Below are 20,261 nucleotides of genomic sequence, written 5' to 3'. Positions count from 1 at the left end.
CCCACTGGCGTCGGATCCACCGCCTCTACGTCAGCCGCGCATACAGCTGGGGCAGGCGATGATCGTCATCACCTGCTCGGCGTGTGACCGGCGCATGCTGCTGCCGATGAGCATGGTGACGGGCCTGGACCGCCGGGTAGATCTGGCGGGACAGGTGCTCTACGAGCTCACCTACATCTGTTGGTGTGGTGCGCCCGGTGCGAAGGTCGTGAAGGGACCTGTTGCGGCTAGGTAGTGCTGGTCATCGCCGGGGTCGGCAGCTTGCGTTGCCAGACCTCGTCGAGAGCCATGCGCATGGCACCGGTGACGACGGCATCCTCAGCCAGGGCAGAGAGCTCCAGCTTCGGGTGGTTGAGCGTCAGCAGGCGCAACTGGTCCGAGATGGCGTCCAGCAGTACGGCGCCGGCGCGGGCGACACCGCCGCCGATCACCACCGCAGTCGGATCCAGCACGAGCACGGACGGCGCCAGCGCGCGTGCGAACGTCCGGGCGACCTGCTGTACGACGGCCTGCGCCACAGGGTCACGCTCCGCCGCAGCGGCGAACACGTCCGCGGTGTCCAGCTGCTCTCCACCCAGCTCGGCCAGCCGCGACTGCGGGTTGTCCAGCGCGGCCTGGCGACCCAGCGCCGCGATCGCCTCCGAACCGACCGCACGCTCCAACGGGCCGCGGCTGTCCTCCGGGTTGATCACGTCGTCCGTGTCGGTGGCGATGAAGCCGATCTCACCGGCCGCCCCGGTGCCGCGGTGCAACCGGCCGTCGATGACGATGCCCGCACCGAGCCGCTCACCCCACTGGACGGCGAGCAGCGTGCCGGTCCCACCGCGTGCGGCGGCGATCGCCAGCGCGGCCAGGTTGGCGTCGTTGTCCAGCATGACCGGGCAGTCGAGCAGACCGCGGACGTGCTTGATCAGGTCGATCGCGGACCAGCCCGGCACACTCGGGACCAGCTGGACCCGGCCGGTGTGCTCGTCGACGATGCCAGGGCTCGCGGCGACCACGGCGGCGATGTCCTCGGCCGGCACCTCTGCCTCGGCCAGGGCCTCGTTGATGACCTCACCGATGACGCCGAGCAACTCCTGCGCGGTCCATCCGGGTCCGGAGCGCCGTACCAGCGACAGCTTGCGGCCGGACAGGTCCGAGACGCCGACGGTGACCCGGTGCGGGCCGACGTCGAGTCCGAGCACCGGCGCGGCGCGGCCACGCAGCGAGACGCGGATGGCCGGGCGACCGAGCGAGCGGTCCGCGGAGTCGGGGCCGTGTTGCTGCAGCCAGCCGGCGTCGAGCAGCTCGTCGACGGCCTGGGCGACCGTCGGCCTGGCCAGACCGGTGCGCTCGACCAGCTCGGCGACGCGCAACGGCGCGGGCGCGGAGCGGCGAACCGCGTCCAGTACCGCGGCCACGTTGATCCGCCGCAGCATCGTCGTACCGCCGCCGCCGACCGTTCCCTTGCTCATGTCCGACCCCTTGCCTGCCACTCGCACAGTATAGATAGCGAGCGTTCGTAAATACTGTCCATTGACCCACCGATTGGCGGATACCGGTGCGTGAGTCGACAACTTAGTCCTGAAGTACGGTCCGGGCGAAACTGCTCAGCGCCTCCCGGTCCGGTTGCTGCGTCTTGGTCATCAGGCTGGCCACGTGCTTCTCGACGGTTCGCGGCGAGATGTGCAGCCGGGATGCGATCGACTTGTTACCGATCCGGTCCACCAGCAACCGGCACACCTCGTACTCGCGGGTGGTGATACCCATCTGCCTCAGGTACGCCGGAACCTGCTCCGAACCGCTCCGCCGTTGTGACACTGTCGCACCGAGTTGCCGCATCAGGCTGCGACACGCGCTCGCCACTGCCTGGACGTCGGCGTTGTGGAAGTAGTCCTCGGCCCGCCGCAACCACGTGACCGGTTCACCCCAACCGTCCGCGTGGGCGGGTTCAGCCACCAGACGCAGACCGAGGTGGTGCGCCATCGGGTACAGCGACGCGGTCTCCGTCGCCGATAGCACCATCGCGTTCGCCGCCTCCACCTGTCCGTCCCGCCCGAGCAGAACGGCATGAGCCAGCTGGACGAACTGCTTGTTCCACCGCATCCCACTGGCAGCGGTCGCGGTGACGACCTCGAAGTGCGCCCAGCCGTTCCGGCCGGACAGTACGCCGAGCAACAACCCCAGACCGTTCTTTCCCGCTGTGTGCAGCGTGGTCGGGTTCTGTGCGTCGTACGCGAGGGCCTGTGCCATCTCGGAGTCGGCCAGCTCGCGGTTCTCCTCCAGGAGCGCGCAGAACGCCCGCGCCAGTCCATACGAGTACGGCAGCTCGTACGACGCGCGCTCGCCGCCCCAGTTCGCGACCTCGGCCAGCGTCGACTCCATCGCGGACCGGCGGCCCTGGTGCGCCTCGAGGATCGCCTTGGTGGCCAGGAAGTACGTCGCCGACCGGCCCATCCGCAGCCGGCGGGTGACCTCGAGGCACTCGTCGATGATCTCGGCGGCCCGCGAGTACTCCGACCGCAGGATCGCCTGCTGGCCGAGGATCCCGTCCACCTCGTACACCAACGGGATGGCGCCGATCCGCAGCGCCTGCTGACGGGCCCGCTCGAGCTCGAGGATGCTGCCTCCTGCCAGGCAGATGGTGCCTGCCTGGAGAATGTGCGAGACGACCCGCTGGAACGTCATCGCGTGGTCCTCGGCGACCTGCCGTGCCCGGTGGAAGTAGTCGATCGACTCGTCGAGGTCGTGTTCGCGGGCCAGGATGCCCAGCAGTTGCAGCGCCTCGCAGGCGACCTCGGGCAGCTTCGCGCGTTCCGCCGCCGAGGCCGCGCGGGTGGCGAGCTCGGTGGCGGCCCGGAGCCGGCCGGGACTCGTGCGGGCCAGCTCGAGGTTCGCCGCGACGACGTCCACCGGCGCGAGGTCGGCGTCGCCGGCGTTGCTGCCGAGCAGGGACCGGGCGGTCGTGACGTGCGCCAGCGCGGCCGACCAGCGACCGGCCATCATCTCGGCGTTCGCGAGCTGGACGTGCAGCGCGGCGACCTTACGGCTGTCGAGGTTGCGGTCCGCCAGCTCGTCGACCGACGCGGCATGTGCGGCGATGTGCTCGAAGCGGCCGGTCGCGCTCAGCGCGAGCAGCAGCGAACCGAGAACGTCGGCCCGGTGGCTGATGTCGGGATCGGCGGCGAGCAGGGTGTTCGCACGGTCGAGCAGGTTGGCCGCCGACCCGGTCGAGCCGTCGTCGAACGACCGGCGCCCGGCCAGTGCGAACAGCCGCCCGGCGCGGATCGGGTCGCCACCGGTCTCGGCCAGCTCGGCGACCATCGGGCACCACTCGCCCGGCAGACCGGGATGCAATTCCTCGACCGCATCCGCGCAGCGACTGGCCAAGGTAGAGCGTTCGGTCGGCGTCAGACCGGCGAGCAGCGATTCGGCGGTCAGTGGATGCCGGAAGGCGTACCAGTCCGGCACCGGCTCGTCCGGACCGACCAGCTGGGCGGCGACGCCGGCCCGAAGCGTTGCCAGCAGCAACCGTTCGTCCGTCCCCGTCGCCTTGCGCACGACGCTCAGTGGGAACCGGTGCCCGATCACAGCGGCCAGTACGAGGATGTCACGCGACTGCGACCCGAGCTGCGCCGTACGGCTGCTGATGCTGCGCACCACCGCGGGCGGGACGTTCGTCTGCAGGTCGTCGACGATCTGCACGCTGCCGTCCGGACCGGACAGCAGCTGTCCGCTGCGGCTCGCCTCCTGCAGCAGTTCCTCGACGATGAAAGGGATTCCGGCGCTGTCGCTCCACAACTGGTCCGCCAGTTGTTCGGGCACGCCGCTGACCGCAACCTCCAGACAACCCGCGGCGAGCTCCGCCACTTCGCTCCGGCCCAGTGGGTGCAGCTCGGTCAGCTCGGCCGCACCGCGCTGTGCCGACAACTGTGCCAGCTCGTACGCCGCGCAGGTCTCGGACCGCATCGTCGCGACCAGTGCGATCGGTTGCTCGTCGAGGTTGTCGAGCAGGTACTCGATCACGGCCAACGTCTCCGGGTCGGATCCGTGCAGGTCCTCGAGAACCAGCAGACAACCGCGGTCCCGGCCCACCAGGGCAAGCAGCCGCAGTACTGCCTCACCGAGTACAACCGGTGACGCAGCGGTGGCATGTGCGCTGCCGTCGTCCCAGTCCGGCACCAGCCGGCCGAGAACCTGCCGGTACGGACCGAGGCTCTCCGTCGTGGGCATCTCGCGGCGCCGGATCAGCGAGAGCAGTGCCTCGGTGAACGGGCGGAACGCAACCATCGTCCCGATCGCACCGACCCGTCCGCGCAGCGTCGTCATACCGGCGTCGAGGGCCTGGGCGGTGGCTGTCGCGGCCAGCCGGCTCTTGCCGATCCCGGGCTCGCCGACCAGGAAGATCGCACCACCGTGACCGCCGCGGGCTCCGGCCAGCAGGCGGTCAAGGCTCTCGATCTCTAGGTCTCTGCCGACGACAGTCGGCGAGCGGGTCTGCATGGTTGCCAACTGTAACGACGGATGGTTGTCGGCGCAGGTTGTTCGACGGGGGGCCGACCGCTTTCGGACGGCAGCCGGCCACTCCGTCAAACGTTTCGTAGACGACTGGACCTAGATCGTCGTCCAGGGAATGCTGTCGGGCGCCGCGACGACGGCCGCGGCCGCGAACGCGCTCAGGCCGACGGTCCCCGCGAGGGCCATCGCCCGCGCGCCGACCTTGCTCCGCTTCGGCAACGTGATCGGGCCGAGCGGGTCGGTGCTCTCCGGCTCCGGGCAGTGCTGGTCGGCCGGAAGGTTTGACTGAACATCGTGGTGCTGGGCGGTCATGCTGTTCCCCTTGTCACAGTGTGGGCGTTGGTGCTGTGCCACACCTCGACCCGTTGGTTGGTTCGAGCAAGAGCACGGACGGAACCCTGTCGGGGAACGCAAGACGGAGCAGTCCGTAGCCGATTCCTGCCAGACCGGTCAGCAGGCCTGGAGACGGTATGGCACGGGGTGTCCCGCATTGCGGTCCGTACTGCTGCACAGCCGCGAGCACCAACCCGGCACGACGTCGCCGTGCCGCCTCTGCAGTTGGGTACTCACGTCCGGCGAGCCACACGAGTGGCTCCACCGCGCCGAGCTCGCCATGGCACAGACTCAGGTCGGCGAGCACGGGGCGTTCTGTTGCGGCCCTCAGGTAGGCGTCGAGGTCCGCGGGTACTCCGGTCGCGGCGCGCGCCAGCGCGGTTCCAGCGTCACCGGAGCACCAGCCTGGTCCACCGTGCCCACTGCGGCCGTCGCGGCGATCCAGATCGGCCGCCGTGCGAGCTGCGTCCAGGTACCGGTCGCCGGGTACGCCGTACTGGCCGAGCGACCACGCGATTCCCTGGAAGCCGCGAGCGAAGCCGTGGTCCGCTGCTACTCGGCCACGGAGCCCACTCTCGACGGTTGTCACCAGGTGATTCGCGTAGCGCTCGGCCAGCCGGCCGGCGGCCGGAAAGCCTTGCATTGCTTGCATTGCGGCCAGCCCACCCGCCGCACCTTCGGCGTACGACGGGAATTCGGTGGGACCCGGCTCGAGCCGTTCACTGAGCTCCAGCGACGCGGCCAGCCAGTTGGCGAGGTCGGAGTCGCCGAGGAGTGCGGACAGCCGGTTGAGCCCGTAGCTGATGCCCCCGAGCCCGTGGAAGCCAGGGCCGATCAGTTGGGCGGACTCCGGGTCGCCGGCGAGGGCCTCGAGCAGTTGCGGGATCGGACGGATCGCATCGCGGGCCAACTCGCAGTACTTGTTCGCGCCGGTCAGTACGCCGACCTGCGCGAGGAAGAGCGCCGTACCGGTGTAGCCGTTGGACAGGCCGGCGCCCATCTGACGGACGGCCCAGTGGTGGTCGTCGAGCAGTTCGAGGCCGAGCCAGTTGGCCGCACCGCCCTTCTCGCTGACCACCTGCGCCACGATCTCGTCGGCGATGTCCGCGGCCGCGAACAGGAGTTGCTCGGGGTCCGGTTCGGTCGCCCCGACGTGTGGTCGTGAGGTCGTGCTGGCGTGCGTGATCGGCTCTGGGCGCGTGGCGAGAGATGCGGAGATCAGCCAGGCCTGCCGCTGCTCGTCGATGTCGTCGAGGCTCGCGATCTTCGCCTCCACCGCAGCCAGGCCCCGGATGGCCAGCACGTCCGCGATGCGAGTGCCGTCGGACGCCCACACGTCCCGGCTGTCCGGCCGCGCGGTGAACAGCGGTACGTCGCCCGCCCACAGGTCGGCCAACTCGAACGGAACGATGGCGTGCAGCGACTCGTCCGCATCCCACAGCAGGTCGAGCAGTTGACTCCGGCCCGCCGCGTCACGCAGTGCATCCGGATGCGTCGACTCGTCCAGCAAGCTCGTGTACAGGCGCGTACTGCGAGGCACGAACCGGATCTGGTCAGCACCACACTGCGCCAGCAAACCGTCCGGTCCGAGGAACTCGTCACGGTGCCGGGCAATCGCCTCATACGCGGCCCGGAACCCTGTGAGCACAGCGGTCTCGTGATCCCGCGGCTCCATCAGCTGTCCGTCGAGCGCGGGACGGTTGGCGGCGCTCTTGGTCCGTCCAGGACGCCGTACCAGATGCATCGAGTCCAGCCCGGCGTCTGCCCAGTCGACCACACTCATCGGGGCCGTCGAGCTGTCGTCCCCGCCGAGACCGGACACGTCCGCGATACCGTGTTCACCCGCCACGAGCAGCGGCAGCAACGCAGTGCGGTAGACCGAGCCGACCAGCGAGCGGTACGCCGGATCAAGGCTTACTGCGGTCAGCGGCAGCTGACTGGGGTGGAACAACGTCTCCAGGTCGACCAGCACCGGCTGGTCGCCCGCTGCGATCAGGTTCTCGAAGTGCATGTCCGTGCCGTCGAGCACGTACAGCAACGCCAGCAGCGCGCCTTGCCGGTGGTAGAACCGCCGTACGCCGGCCAGATCGGTGCACGGCTCGTGGACGACGTACTCCAGCCAGCCGTAGCCGTCGCGGGGGAGCAGCCGCACTGTGCGGATGCCCAGCGCGGATCGCGAGTTCAGCCAATCCACGAACGTGTTGAAGTGGTTGTGCAGCTCGAGCGACCGGGGCTTGTAGACCACCCGCCGACCGTCCGCGAAGGTGAGGATCGCGGTGCTGCGTCCGCCGCGGTGCGGGTCGCCGCCGGGCTCGATCGCAGTCAGGGCGCCGGGGTCCCTGCCGTCCAGCAGCCCGGCGACCAGCGACTCGCGGTCCTCGGCGAGTCGTGCCACCAGCTCGAGGTGTCCCTCGACGCCTTGCCGGCACGACTCGCTCAGGACCCGGGCCAGCACCGGATAGGCGGCCAGGAACTCCGCCAGCTCGCTCCCTCCGACGAGCCGGTGGGTGAAGTCCAGGAAGCGTTCGGCCGGGGTGTCACCGGCCAGCTCGCCGCGGTCACGGGCGCGGGCGAGCTCCAGGACGAGCGTCCGCGAGGCCAGCTGCACCAGCCGGAGCCCCTGCCGTTGCAGAAACTCCTCGGCGACGGCTCCGGTGTGCCCGGCCGCGGTCAGGTCCTGGCGAGCGGAGTCGAGCAACGGCTCCAGGCAACGCATAAGCGCCTGCCGCCAGTCCGTGCCGGACCCACCCGCTGTCCTGGCCGCCCCACCTGAAGTGTGGCCGCCGGTGACACCGGTCCCTGCAGGGTCTCGACCGGCGGCAGGCGCGCTCGGTGGGAGAGAGATGCTGCGTTCTACGTACTCCGCCCAGGCCGGTGCGGACCGGGTGAGGGCGTGGATCAGCTCGTGCGGCCGCAGGCCGGCGGACCACCAGACATCTGGTTGGTCGGTGCGGATCGCGGAGTTGAGCACGCGCTCAGGCTGCCACCGCCCCCTGGGTGCGGGCATGGGTAGTCGGCCCCCATATTTCCTCCGCAATCAGTGCCTGTCGTGGCGTGACGACCTAGGGGTGACGGTCCGCCGGCACGCCGGGAACACTGCCTGCGCGGTGAGGGCTGCGGCAAGGGCTGCGAACCCCCAAATTCGGGTGCTGGGCCGCGTGTTCCGGATGGGGGCATAACTGCCGGAAGATGGGGGCCGAATCCCCATGCGGGATCCGGACCGCCACTGCGAATGTGGTCGGGTGCTCACCCCTGTCGCTCCCGGACTGCCAGTCTCGGCTCACTCTGTGCTGGACGTCGTACCGCAGCTGCCCGGTCAGTCGGCTGCGGCCGCGCTCCGGGAAACCGCGGAGGTGGCACTGACCGCCGACGACCTCGGATACCGCAGATTCTGGCTAGGGGAGCAGCATGGCGTCCGAGGTGTCGGCGGTGCCGCGCCGGCTGTGCTCGCAGCCGTTCTGGCCGCGCGCACGGACGGCATCCGGGTGGGAGCCGGCGGGCTCCTTCTGACCAACCACCAGCCGCTGGTCGTTGCTGAGCAGTTCGCTGCGCTCGCTGCGGCGTACCCGGGTCGGATCGACCTCGGTGTAGCGGAGCAAAGCAGCGTTGCACCTAGCACTGCGGCTGCACTCGCCGGTGGTGCACGCGACACGTTTCCGCAGCGGTTGGACGAGCTCTGCGGCTTCCTGCGCGACGGAACGCCAGGACGGGCACCGGTAGGCGACGTACGGCTGTCGCTGGCCGGGCAGCCACCACCTGTGTTCGTACTGGCCGATCGCCCGGCTGCTGCGATGACAGCCGCCGCACGTGGACTGCCGGTGTTCCTGGCGCATCACTACGCGGCAGAGACGACACCCGCTGCGATGGCGGCGTACCGCGAGCACTTCGAGCCGACCGGGCCGAAAACGCGGCCGTACATCGCTGCCACGGTCGGAGTGGTGGCAGCGGACTCGGATGAGGAGGCGCTCATCCGGTTCGCCGAGTACGTTCGGGTGCAGACGCGCCTCGCCGCTGCGGGACCGCGCGCGACGCCAGGGCAGCTGATGGCGTTGCTGGAGCCCCCGCTGACCGGACGCGAGCGCGGCCGGGCTGAACGGCTGCTGGACTACCCGGGGCACGTTGTCGGCTCCCGTGCGACCGTGGCGGCCGCGCTGGGCGAGCTGGTCATCGAGACGACCGCGGACGAGCTCATGCTCGTTCCGCTGGCCTTCGACGGACTGATCCGGTCGTCCATCCTGCGCAACGTCGCAGCCGCGCTGACCCGGGTCGTCCGCACGGTCCCGAGGTCTGCACCGCCCCTCATAGCCACGGCCTAATGTGGGTACTGCCGACTAGTCGAGAGGCAGGCTCATGTCACGAGAGCGGGAAGTCGTCGAGGCGTGTCCGACCGAGTTGTTCATCGGCGGCAAGTGGGTGGCGGCCGACAGCGGCCGGTCCCTCGCTGTCGAGGACCCGGCCACCGGTACGACGCTCTGCGACGTGGCCGATGCAAGCCCGGCGGACGGCCTGGCTGCACTGGACGCCGCGGTCGCCGCACAGGCCGAGTGGGCCGCAACCGCACCACGGGAACGTGGCGAGATCCTCCGCCGTACCTATGAGCTGATGACCGAGCGGGTCGACGACCTCGCGTTGCTGATGACGCTCGAGATGGGCAAGCCGGTCGCCGAATCGAAGGGCGAGATCGCCTACGCGGCCGAGTTCTTCCGCTGGTTCGCCGAGGAAGCGGTCCGGATCGACGGCGGCTACCAGATCGCGCCGAACGGTGCGAGCCGCTTCCTGGTGATGCGCCAGCCGGTCGGCCCATGCCTGCTGATCACGCCGTGGAACTTCCCCGCGGCGATGGGCGCCCGCAAGATCGGCCCGGCGGTCGCTGCCGGCTGCACGATGGTGATCAAGCCGGCTGCGCAGACGCCGCTGTCGATGCTCAAGCTGGCCGAGCTGATGACCGAGGCCGGGCTCCCGGCCGGCGTGCTCAACGTGGTCACCACGCACGACGCGGGCGGCGTGATGGAACCGCTGATCCGTGACGGCCGTGCCCGCAAGCTCTCCTTCACCGGCTCGACCCCGGTCGGCCGCAAGCTGCTCGAGCAGGCGTCGGAACAGGTGCTGCGGACCAGCATGGAGCTCGGTGGGAACGCGCCGCTGCTGGTGTTCGAGGACGCGGACCTGGACAAGGCCGTCGAAGGCACGATGCTGGCCAAGATGCGCAACGGCGGCGAGGCCTGTACGGCGGCCAACCGGATCTACGTGCAGTCGTCGGTGATGGCCGAGTTCGCGGCCCGCCTGACCGAGCGGATGTCCGCGCTGAAGGTCGGCCGCGGCACCGAGGACGGCGTCGACGTCGGGCCCTTGATCGACGGGAAGCAGCGGGACAAGGTCGCCGATCTGGTCGCCGACGCGATCGCGCAGGGCGCCCGCGCGCTGACCGGCGGGACGATTGCCGAGGGCAACGGGTACTTCTTCCAGCCGACGGTGCTGGCCGACGTACCGCGAAGTGCCCGGCTGCAGAAGGAGGAGATCTTCGGGCCGGTCGCGCCGCTGACGGCGTTCGAGACCGAGGACGAGGCCGTGCGGATGGCGAACGACACCGAGTTCGGCCTGGTCTCCTACCTGTTCACCAAGGACCTGAGCCGCGCGCTCCGGGTGTCCGAACGGCTCGAGGCCGGCATGATCGGCCTCAACCAGGGCATCGTGTCCAACCCCGCCGCACCGTTCGGCGGCGTAAAACAGTCCGGCGTCGGCCGCGAGGGCGGCACCGTCGGCATCGACGAGTACCTGGACGTCAAGTACGTCGCCGTCAACGTCGACTGACCACCCCCGCAGCGTATCTCCTGCCGTCAGTTCAGTAGGTCGTTTGCCGAGCGCAGGACCGGTACGGCGACCTCCTCCGGGGCGGCGGCGCCCGTTACGTGGAAGGTGTGGGTCTCGCCTGCGGAGAGGGTGATGAGGCACGAGTCGACTCGTGCCTCCGGGTCCAGCCGGTCCGGGAACAGTGCCAGGTCCTTCGCCAGTGCGGTTGCGCTGACCGTCACGTCGTACCCGCCTTCGGTCGGTGTGACCGTGGACGTGTAGGCGTTGCCCGCGAGCTGCAGCTCGGTGTCCTCGACGAAGTACCAGTACGCCGTGACGTCGTCAGCGCCACGCACCTCCAGATACTCGGCGCGCGGGTTCGACGCAACCACAACCGACTCCGGAAGCTCGCTGACAATTGCCGACCGGGCTGCGATCTCGATCGCGAATGTCTCTCGGGCCAGCACCTCATCGCCCGCGGTCGAACGGCGCGTGACGGTCACCTCGGTCGACCAGGTCGCGTCGGTGTCGTTGTGCGCGGCAACGACCAGCTGGTCCTCCCGCGGCTGCACGGTCAGCAGCCGGTCGGCGTACACGCGCTTCAACGCGTACCACAACGGCTTCCGGATCCCGTGCCCGTCGACAGCCGCCCACGAGACCACCGGCCAGTTGTCGTTCAGCTGCCAGACGACCGCGCCGGTGTTCAACGGGAACAGGCTGCGGAAATGCTCGATGCCGTAAGCAATCGCCCGGGCCTGGTTCAGCTGCGTCGTCCAGTGCCAGTCGTCGATGTTCTTCCAGATCGGCAGGTGATCGCCGAGTCCTCGCTCCAGCTTGAGGTTGCCCTCGAACGCCTTCTGGTGCACGAGCATCTGATCGCCGTAGGGATCCAGCGGCGAGTCGTGCACGACCGACGTCAGCGTCGACCACGCCGGCGGCCCCTGGAACCCGAACTCTGACACGAACCGCGGCTTGTACTTGCGGTACGTCGTGTAGTCCACCTGGTTCCAGACGTCCCAGATGTGCATGGTCCCGTGCCGGTCGTCGTTCGGGTGGATGAACTGGTCGAACGAGTACGGGCTGCCGGCCGAGTACGGCGTCCGCGGGTCGAGCTCCGCGACGATCTTCGGCAGCAGGTCGAGGTAGTACCCCGCGCCCCACGCCCGCCCGGCGAGCGGGACCCGCCAGCCCCACTCGACGTACCCCCAGATGTTCTCGTTGTTGCCGTTCCACACCGCGAGGCTGGCATGCCGGCTCAGCCGCGTGACGGCCTCGCGCGCCTCGGCCTCGACCTCGCTCCGGAGCGGCTCGTCCTCGGAGTACGCCGCACACGCGAACAGGAAGTCCTGCCAGACAAGGATTCCCAGCTCGTCGCAGACGTCGTAGAAGTCTTCGCTCTCGTAGATCCCGCCGCCCCAGACGCGCAGCAGGTTCATGCCGGCGTCGACCGCGTCCTCGATGCTCGTCCGGTACGTGTCCGCGTTCAGCCGGGTGACGAACGCGTCGTCGGGGATCCAGTTCGCGCCGCGGACATAGATCGGCTTGCCGTTCACGGACAGTACGAACGGCGTACCGTCGTTGTCCGGGGCAACGTTCACGCTGATATCCCGGAAGCCGACCCGGCCGGTCCACGCGTCGTCGGCCAGCGTCACCGTCACGTCGTACAACGGCTGCTCGCCATACCCTCGCGGCCACCAGAGATCCACCGCGGGGACCCTGTTGGTGACGACGGCGGTGTCGGTGCCGGGCTTCACGCTCACGGACTGCGTCGTCCCGCCGACGTCCACGGTGACGGTGGCGTACTCGGCGGCGGTGTCGGTCCAGACCAATGAGACAAAGGTGTTCAGAACACCGTCGGCGCCCGCGAGCGGCCGGACCGAGTCGATGCGTACGCCGGACCAGGACTCGATCCGGATCGGCCGCCAGATCCCCGCGGTCGCGACGTCCGGTCCCCAGTCCCACCCGAAGTTCGAGGCCATCTTCCGCAGCTCGTTGTATGGGTGCAGGTTCGTGTGCGGCCAGCTGCCGACCTTCGCCCGCTCCGCCTCGGCCGCCGCCACCGGCCCCTCGAACTCGATCACCAGCTCGTTGTCCCCGGCAACCAGTGCGCCGGTGACGTCGAACCGGTACGAGCGATGCTGGTTCGCCGTCCGGCCGAGTTCCTGGCCGTTCAGCGTGACCGTCGCGACCGTGTCCAGACCCTCGGCCACCAGCTCCTGCCGCTCGTTGCCATCGGCGACCCAGCTGAACGTGGTCCGGAAACTCCAGCGGGTGCGGCCGATCCAGTGCAGCGCCGACTCGTTGTCGCCGTCGAACGGGTCCGGGATCTCACCGGCGGCGAGCAGGTCGGTGTGCACCTCGCCCGGCACGGTCGCGGCCACGGCGCGTCCGATCAGGCCGTCAGGTGCCGGACCTTCGACCGCTTGCACGGTCCAGGCCGCACCGCCGTCGGTGGTCAGGTCGAAGGTCTTGAGTGATGTCACAGTCGGGCTCCCAGGTGAACCGGTTTAGTAGAACAGCGCCGCTCCCCGCGAAAACCGGGGAGCGGTGAACGTCAGGCGTCCAGGACGTACCGTCGCCACAGATCGGCGAGGGCACGATGTCCGGCGGCGGACGGGTGTACGCCGTCGCCGGCCAGCGCCGCCGGCCCGACGGATCCTGCTTGCTTGGTCAGCTCGACATCGGTGGGAACGAGGATCGCGCCGTACTCGACGGCCAGCTTCCGGACCACGTCGAGCTTCGGGTCCAGGTCCTCCCGCCACTCCTCCTGCCCGTCCTTCACCGGCAGCAGGAACGGCTCCATCAGGACCACCGGACACGACAGCGGGTCGAGCAGTGACCGGTACGACGCCTCGAAGTCCTCAGGTGTCGTCGGGTCGTCCTCGTCGTACCGCCGCCAGGTGTCGTTGATCCCGATCATGATCGACACCAGCGACGGATCGTGGGTCAGTACGTCGGCGGCCCACCGGGCGGCCAGATCGGCCGCCCGGTTGCCACTGATGCCGGCGTTGACAATCGCCGGCTGGCGTTCGCCGAGATCGTCGTACAGGTTGCGGACGTAGCCGTCGCCGAGCCCGTCGGGGTCGGTGCGGCGGCCGCAGTCGGTCACCGAGTCCCCGGCGAACACGACGGTCCGCCGGGGATCGAGGAGGATGTTCGTCACGGTCGTCAGAGGGTGGCCGCGGTGACGTCCCAGTCGTCCGGCAGGATCGCCGCGACCTCGACCGTGCTCTTCACGTCCACGAACGCGCCGGTGTCGATCGAGTCGGTGATGGAGGCCATCACGTCGACGATGTGGAACGCCAGCGCCCCGGTCGCCCGGTGCGGCCGGTCGGCCCGGATGGCGCGTGCCATCTCGAGTACGCCGGTACCGCGCTGCGCGACCGCCTTCGTGTCGGCGATCGTCTCCCAGTCCTCCGCACCGCGACGGCGGATCTTGATCGCACCGTCGAAGCCGTTCGGGTCCGGTACGGCGAGCGTCGCCTCGGATCCGGTGATCTCGACGAACCCGGCCCGCGGGAGCGGCGAGTCGAAGCTGAAGATGCTCTGCGACGACTGACCCGACTCGAACTTCGCGATCGCGCTGACGTGCGTCGGCACGGTGACGTCGAAGTCGGTCCCCGCCAGCGGACCGGAGCCGATGGTGCGCTTCTCCCGCGACTTCGAGCCGAGCCCCGCGACCGCGGCGACCGGACCGAAGAGCTGGACCAGCGTGGTCAGGTAGTACGGGCCGATGTCCCACAGCGGACCCGCGCCCTCCTGGAACAGGAACGCCGGGTTCGGGTGCCAGGACTCCGGACCGGGGGACTGCATCAGGCTGAGTGCGGTCAACGGCGTACCGATGTCACCGCGCTCGATGATCCGGCGGGACTCCTGCAGACCCGGGCCCAGGATCGTGTCGGGTGCGCAGCCCAGCCGCACGCCCGCGTCCTGTGCCGTCGCCAGCAGTTTCAGGCCGCTTTCCTGGTCGAGCGAGAACGGCTTCTCGCTCCAGACGTGCTTACCGGCTGCCACCGCGGCGAGGGCCACCTCGACGTGCGCGACCGGGATGGTCAGGTTGACCACGATCTCGACGTCCGGGTTGCTCAGCACCGCCTCGGGACCCCCGTGGGTCTCGATGCCGTACTGCTCGGCCTTCTCCTTGGCGGCCTCCGGCCGGAGGTCGCCGATCGCGACGACCTTCAGGTCCGGGAAGCTCTGCATACTCTTGATGTAGGCGTCGGAGATCACTCCGGCGCCGACAACACCTACACCGACCGGGCTCATTCAGGTGCACCCTCTCCGGTCAGGAACGCGTAGCTGCCCGCGACCGCGTCGAGGATCTCGCCGGAGAAGTCGTCCAGCTCGACCACGCGGAGCGCCTGCGGAGCGGCGGCCAGGATGTCCCGGACCGCGATGATGCCGTCGCCGACCGCGACCTGCGCCTTGTTGTCCAGGGTGCCGTCGCCGTCCTTGACGTGGATCGCCGTGACCCGGTCGCCGAACTTCTTCAGCAGCGCCGGTACGTCGGCACCGCCGACCGCGGCCCAGTACGTGTCGACCTCGAGGATCACTTCGTCGGACAGGTTGTCCACCAGGATCTCCAGGCCGTGCACGCCGCCGATCTTCGACTCGAGCTCGAACTGGTGGTTGTGGTACCCGACCGTGATGCCGTGGCCGGCGGCCTCGACCGCGGCCTTGTTCAGGCCGTCGGCGATGACCTTGATCTCGTCGGCCGACTGCCAGCGCGCCGGGTCGGTGTGCGGGTCGATGACCGTGGTGATGCCGAGCCGCTCGGCGGCGGCGTAGATCGGGGCGCTGTCCTCGCGGAGCAGGCCGGCGTGCGTGGTCGGGGCCGAGAGTCCGTGCTTGGGCAGCGCCTCGGCCAGACGATCCGCGTAGGCGGTCACACCGAAGGGCTCGACCTTGGTGTAGCCGATCTCCGCGATCCGGGCCAGGGTGCCGTCGAAGTCCTCTTCGAGTTTGCCCCGGACCGTGTAGAGCTGGAGGGACAGGTGGTCCTTTGCGACCATGGTTTCTCCTTGTCGGCGGCGCCTTTACCCGCTGCCCTGGGGTCAACGCCGATTGATAAGCCGAACCGGTTAAGTAACGAAGGAAACCGTATCCCAATCGGCCCCGTCCACACCACCCTCCGCCCAACGACTGGGCGGTCACCAACAGCCGCAACCGTCAGTTTTCGCCGGGTGCCACGGGTTTGATCAAACGGTCACTTTGTGTGCCCAGGTGATGACAGAGGGTTGAAACGGCGCAACACTGAAGGGTGCTGGATCGACCGTCAGCGATCCGGCCGCCCGTGAGGAGGGTGTTGTCGTGTCTCGTGTGACCATCAAAGAGATCGCCAGGCGTTGTGGGGTCTCCCAAGGAGCGGTGTCGTATGCGCTCAACAACCAGCCCGGTGTGTCGGAGGCGACCCGGGCGCGCGTGCTGAAGGTCGCCGCCGAACTGGAGTGGGTGCCGAACCGGGCCGCGCGGCAACTGTCCGCCGCGCGCAGTGAGACGTTCGGGCTGGTGCTCGCCAGGTCCGCGCAGACGCTGATCGAGGAGCCGTACTTCATGGGCTTCGTCGGCGGCGTCGAATCGGTCCTGTCGGAGAAGTCGTTCGCGTTGGCCCTGCAGGTCGTGGCCGACCTGGACGAGGAGATCGCGACGTACCGGAAGTGGTCCGCCGAGCGCCGGGTCGACGGCGTGATCGTCGTCGACCTCCGCGTCGCCGATCCCCGGATCCCGGTACTGCGCAAGCTCGGTCTGCCGGCCGTTCTGGTCGGTGATCCCGCCCTCGCGGACGGGATGCCGTGCGTGTGGACCGACGGCACCGCGGCGATGACCGCGGCGCTCGATCATGTGGAGTCCCTCGGGCACCGGGTGATCGCGCGGGTCGCCGGTCCGCCCGAGTTCGGCGACGTCTGGATCCGTGACCAGGCGTACGACGTGGCTGCCCGCCGGCTCGCGCTGACAGCCTCGATCCATCACACCGACTACTCGGCAACGCAGGGTGCCGATGCGACCCGCGACGTACTGGCCGCTATCCCACGGCCGACGGCGATCATCTACGACAACGACCTGATGGCAGTGGCCGGTATGGCCGTCATCCAGGCGCTCGGCCTACGCATCCCGGACGACATCACCTTGGTCGCCTGGGACGACTCGGCCCTCTGCCGGATCACGCATCCGACCCTCACGGCTCTGAGTCACAACGTGGTCGGCTACGGCGCCGAGGTGATGCACCGCCTGCTGGATGTCCTGGCAGGCGCCCAACCTCAGTCCCACCTGTACTCGACGCCGCTGCTGCTCATTCGGGAGAGCTCTGCCCCGCGGTAACGGTCACGGGGACTCCGTTGACGGCCGCGGTGCCGGACGTGGGGTCGATGCGGTTGCGATCGGTGATGTCGTTGGCGCTCGGCCCTGCGAGCTGATTGGCGACCGTCAGGTGAGTGCCGGGCCGGTTGTGGCCGAAGCCGTGCGGCAGGCTGACCACACCCGGCATGATGTCGTTGCTGGAGGCAACCTCCACCGAGATGGACCCGGCGGCGGAGGTAACGGTCACCACCTGGCCGTCGGCGAGGTCGCGGTCGGCCAGGTCGTGCGGATGCATCAGGAGCTGGTGGCGCGGCTTCCCCTTCACCAGTCGCGCGGAGTTGTGCATCCAGGAGTTGTTGTTGCGCAGGTGCCGGCGGCCGATCAGCAGGAGCTCGTCGACCGCAACAGTGGTCAACGCGTCGAGCCGCGGCAGGTCGTCCAGGATCATCCGCTGCGCGAGATCGATCCGCTTCGACTTCTTGTGCAACGCCCCGGGCAACGCCGGCTGCAACGGCCCCAGATCGACCCCGCCCGGCGAACGCCGCAACTTCCCGACGGACAACCGATAGGGCCCGATCCGCAACCCCGCGTCCACGATCCGTCGCGGCGACAACCGCAGCCGGGCCGTCGTCTCGACCCGGCGCCGGCTCCACGGAGTACGCCGTACCAAAGCCAGCCCGAGATCCCGGAAGATCTCCCAGTCGTGCCGCGCCTCGGCGGGCTTCGGGAGTACGGCGTCGTTCCACCGCGCCGTGTTCCGTACGGCGAGCTGATGGAACACGATGTCGTAGTGGTCCCGCTCCAGGGGCGGCGCCGGCGGCAGGATCACGTCGGCGTGCCGCGTCGTCTCGTTGATGTACGGATCCACCGCGACCATGAAGTCCAGCGACTCGAGCGCCTCGTCCAGCCGCCGCCCGTCCGGTGTCGACAGCACCGGGTTCCCGGCGACCGTCACCATCGCCCGGATCTGGCCCTCGCCCGGCGTCAGGATCTCCTCCGCCATCGTCGACACCGGCAGCTCACCGCCGAACTCCGGCAACCCGCGCACCCGGCTCTTCCAGACGCCGACATGCCCGCGCCCGAGCCCGAGCAACGGGTTCACCGCCGGCCGCGGGAACATCGTCCCGCCGGGCCGGTCGAGGTTGCCGGTGATGATGTTCAGCACCTGGATCGCCCACTGGCAGACCGCGCCGAACTGCTGCGTCGACACCCCGACCCGCCCGTAACAGGCCGCTCGCTCGGCCGCCGCGAACTCCCGCGCGATCCGCCGGATCACGTCCGCGGGAATCCCGGTGATCCCCGCCGCCCGCTCCGGCGTCCACGCCTCGACCGCTGCCTCCACGGCCTCGAACCCGTCGACGTACGCCGCCGGCCGCGCGGAGCCCTGCGTGATCACCTCATGGATGACCGCGAGCAGAAACGCCGCATCCGTTCCCGGACGGACGAAATGGTGCTCGTCGGAAACCGCTGCAGTCTCGGTCCGGCGGGGGTCGATGACGACCAGCTTTCCGCCGCGTTTCCGCAACTCCTTCAAACGTTTTCCGAACCCGGGCGCGGTCATCATGCTGCCGTTCGACGCCAGCGGATTCGCCCCGAACATCAACAGGTACGACGTCCGGTCGATGTCCGGCACCGCGACCATCAACTGGTGCCCGTACAGCAGGTACGACGCCAGCATGTGCGGCAACTGGTCGATCGAGGTCGCGCTGAACCGGTTCCGGGTCCGCAACTGCCGGACCATCGTCGGCATGTGCGTGAGCGCGCCGAGACTGTGCACGTTCGGGTTCCCCAGGTACACCCCGACCGAGTTCCGCCCGTGCTCGCGCTGGATCCCGGTGAGCTTGTCGACGACGAGCTCGTACGCCGCCTCCCACCCGATCTCCTGCCAGCCGTCCGGAGTACGTCGTACCGGCGTCGTCAACCGATCGGGGTCGTCCTGGAGATCGCGTAGTGCGACCGCCTTCGGGCAGATGTGACCGCGCGACAGCGGGTCGGACTCGTCGCCGCGGATGTCGGTGACCTTGCCGTCCTCGACGGTCACCAGGACACCGCAGATCGCTTCACAGAGATTGCAGGACGTCCGCCGTACGGTCATCCACTCAAACTACCCTCGGGTAGCGAAAGCCGCATCAGTCGAAGCGCGCCTCGTCGAGACGTCCGAGGATCGCGTCCACGGTCTCACCGACCGACAGATCGGAGTTGTCCAGCCACAACCCGCGCCGCGGACTGAACGCGTGCAGCTCGTAGTCGAGCTCGTCGACCAGATGGTGCGCGCCGCCGAGCCGGGTCGAGATGACCTCCGGTCGCGGCGTCAGTACGACGAGGTACCGCGGCCGGGTCTGGATGCCGTCCAGGAATTCGCGCAGCAATTCACCGATCACCACGTCCTGCAGGACCACCGTGAACCCGGCGTTCGCGTACTCGTCGGCGGACAGGCAGGCCAGCCGGTAGCGCAGCTGCAATTGGCGTTGTGCCTCGAGTACGTCGTCGGCCATCGAGGCCTGACCACTGACGATCATTCGCCGGAAAACGTCCCCCCGAAGATGCACGCCGTACTGGAATCTCTCGGCGAGCATTTGGGACACCGACGACTTCCCCGCCGCCATGATTCCACTGACGACGATCACCCCCTCGGACTCCATGCGGTGATCGTGCCACGTGCCGCGACGTTTTAGTCCGGTCTCGGCGATTCTTCTTCGAAAACCCCAGGTTTGTCAGGGGTTTTCGGCCATCAGCGACTCCAGATGGTGGCGCATCAGCTGCCGCAGCCGCGACGGTGTGGTGCGCTCGGGCTGGATCGCCGCGTGCAGTGCGAGGCCGTCGAGTACGGCGTGCAGGAGGTCGACCTCGCGGCGCAGATCGAGACCGTCCTTCAGCACGCCCGCATCGGCGAGCGAGCGGAGCAGCGACTCGCAGAGTTTGCGCAGTCCGTTGTGCACCGTGTCGAGGTGTTCCTGCAGTGCGCCGGCGTCGGATTCGGCCCGGGCCTGCGCCGTGAACGCCAGCCAGATGTCGAACTCGGCTCGGCGCTCGGCGTCCAAGGGGAGAACCTCGTCCAGGTAGCGCAGCACGATGGTCTGCACACTGCCCTTGTGCTCGATCGCGCTGATCCGCTCGGTCACCCGGCGCGAGACCAGGTCCATCGCGAAGCTGAGCAGCCCGTCCTGGTCCGGGAAGTAGTACCGCACCGCGCCCGCGGACCAGCCCGCCTCGGCGGCGATGGTGCGGACCGAGGCCGCCCGGATCCCGTCCCGGCGGACCACCCGCCACAGCGCCTCGGCGATCTCCTCGCGACGGGCGGTGTGGTCGACGATCTTCGGCATGCCGTCCTTTTTAGCACA

General features: G+C 69.1%; 14 protein-coding genes. 3 read left to right on the top strand and 11 right to left on the bottom strand.

Going from position 1 to position 20,261, the window contains the following annotated elements; all coding sequences use genetic code 11:
* Positions 1-227 precede the first annotated feature (227 nt).
* The 4 genes from EV649_RS34175 to EV649_RS34160 form a co-directional block, all read right to left on the bottom strand.
* Complete coding sequence (locus EV649_RS34175) at positions 228-1,457, bottom strand: ROK family transcriptional regulator (RefSeq protein ID WP_241999040.1); 1,230 nt, start codon at positions 1,455-1,457, stop codon at positions 228-230.
* A gap of 103 nt (positions 1,458-1,560) precedes the next feature.
* Positions 1,561-4,485 carry an AAA family ATPase gene (locus EV649_RS34170; RefSeq protein ID WP_130387832.1) on the bottom strand — a complete coding sequence of 975 codons (2,925 nt, stop codon included), beginning with the start codon at positions 4,483-4,485 and terminating at the stop codon, positions 1,561-1,563.
* 111 nt (positions 4,486-4,596) lie between these two features.
* Entirely contained in the window at positions 4,597-4,812 is a 216-nt protein-coding gene (locus tag EV649_RS34165; RefSeq protein ID WP_130387831.1) for a hypothetical protein, read from the bottom strand.
* 13 nt (positions 4,813-4,825) lie between these two features.
* Positions 4,826-7,804: a type 2 lanthipeptide synthetase LanM family protein gene (locus tag EV649_RS34160; RefSeq protein WP_130387830.1), complete on the bottom strand. Its 2,979-nt coding sequence runs from the start codon at positions 7,802-7,804 to the stop codon at positions 4,826-4,828.
* Positions 7,805-8,120: 316 nt separating this feature from the next.
* On the opposite strand from EV649_RS34160, the gene EV649_RS34155 reads away from it, so the two are divergent.
* Complete coding sequence (locus EV649_RS34155) at positions 8,121-9,149, top strand: MsnO8 family LLM class oxidoreductase (protein ID WP_241999038.1); 1,029 nt, start codon at positions 8,121-8,123, stop codon at positions 9,147-9,149.
* A gap of 34 nt (positions 9,150-9,183) precedes the next feature.
* Positions 9,184-10,644: an NAD-dependent succinate-semialdehyde dehydrogenase gene (locus tag EV649_RS34150; RefSeq protein ID WP_130387828.1), complete on the top strand. Its 1,461-nt coding sequence runs from the start codon at positions 9,184-9,186 to the stop codon at positions 10,642-10,644.
* A 26-nt stretch (positions 10,645-10,670) separates the two neighbouring features.
* Here the strand turns inward: EV649_RS34150 and EV649_RS34145 are convergent, their stop codons facing one another.
* From EV649_RS34145 to EV649_RS34130, 4 genes are all read right to left on the bottom strand, one after another.
* On the bottom strand, positions 10,671-13,106 hold the full coding sequence (locus EV649_RS34145; protein WP_130387827.1) for a glycoside hydrolase family 2 protein: 2,436 nt from the start codon (positions 13,104-13,106) through the stop codon (positions 10,671-10,673).
* 71 nt (positions 13,107-13,177) lie between these two features.
* Positions 13,178-13,786 carry an SGNH/GDSL hydrolase family protein gene (locus EV649_RS34140; protein WP_130387826.1) on the bottom strand — a complete coding sequence of 203 codons (609 nt, stop codon included), beginning with the start codon at positions 13,784-13,786 and terminating at the stop codon, positions 13,178-13,180.
* Between the two features lie 5 nt (positions 13,787-13,791).
* Complete coding sequence (locus tag EV649_RS34135) at positions 13,792-14,889, bottom strand: Gfo/Idh/MocA family oxidoreductase (protein WP_130387825.1); 1,098 nt, start codon at positions 14,887-14,889, stop codon at positions 13,792-13,794.
* Positions 14,886-15,635, bottom strand: a complete 750-nt coding sequence (locus EV649_RS34130) for a sugar phosphate isomerase/epimerase (protein WP_130387824.1) — start codon at positions 15,633-15,635, stop codon at positions 14,886-14,888. Before EV649_RS34130 ends, EV649_RS34135 begins: the two co-directional genes overlap by 4 nt.
* Positions 15,636-15,933: 298 nt before the next feature.
* Here EV649_RS34130 and EV649_RS34125 point away from each other — a divergent pair, with 298 nt between their 5' ends.
* Positions 15,934-16,941 (top strand): LacI family DNA-binding transcriptional regulator, encoded by a 1,008-nt coding sequence (locus EV649_RS34125; RefSeq protein WP_130387823.1) that lies wholly within the window; start codon positions 15,934-15,936, stop codon positions 16,939-16,941.
* Here EV649_RS34125 and EV649_RS34120 read toward each other — a convergent pair.
* The 3 genes from EV649_RS34120 to EV649_RS34110 all read right to left on the bottom strand — a co-directional run bounded on the left by EV649_RS34120 (position 16,913) and on the right by EV649_RS34110 (position 20,243).
* Entirely contained in the window at positions 16,913-19,015 is a 2,103-nt protein-coding gene (locus EV649_RS34120) for a molybdopterin-dependent oxidoreductase (RefSeq protein ID WP_130387822.1), read from the bottom strand. The two genes, EV649_RS34125 and EV649_RS34120, sit on opposite strands and share 29 nt — an antisense overlap.
* Before the next feature lie 34 nt (positions 19,016-19,049).
* On the bottom strand, positions 19,050-19,562 hold the full coding sequence (locus tag EV649_RS34115; protein ID WP_130387821.1) for an AAA family ATPase: 513 nt from the start codon (positions 19,560-19,562) through the stop codon (positions 19,050-19,052).
* Between the two features lie 72 nt (positions 19,563-19,634).
* Positions 19,635-20,243: a TetR family transcriptional regulator C-terminal domain-containing protein gene (locus tag EV649_RS34110; protein WP_130387820.1), complete on the bottom strand. Its 609-nt coding sequence runs from the start codon at positions 20,241-20,243 to the stop codon at positions 19,635-19,637.
* Positions 20,244-20,261 lie beyond the last annotated feature (18 nt).

This window comes from Kribbella sp. VKM Ac-2569 (assembly GCF_004216905.1).
In the GTDB taxonomy this organism is placed as follows: domain Bacteria; phylum Actinomycetota; class Actinomycetes; order Propionibacteriales; family Kribbellaceae; genus Kribbella.
The sequence above is the reverse complement of the archived record's forward strand: the minus strand, read 5'-3'. Positions and strand labels throughout refer to the sequence as shown.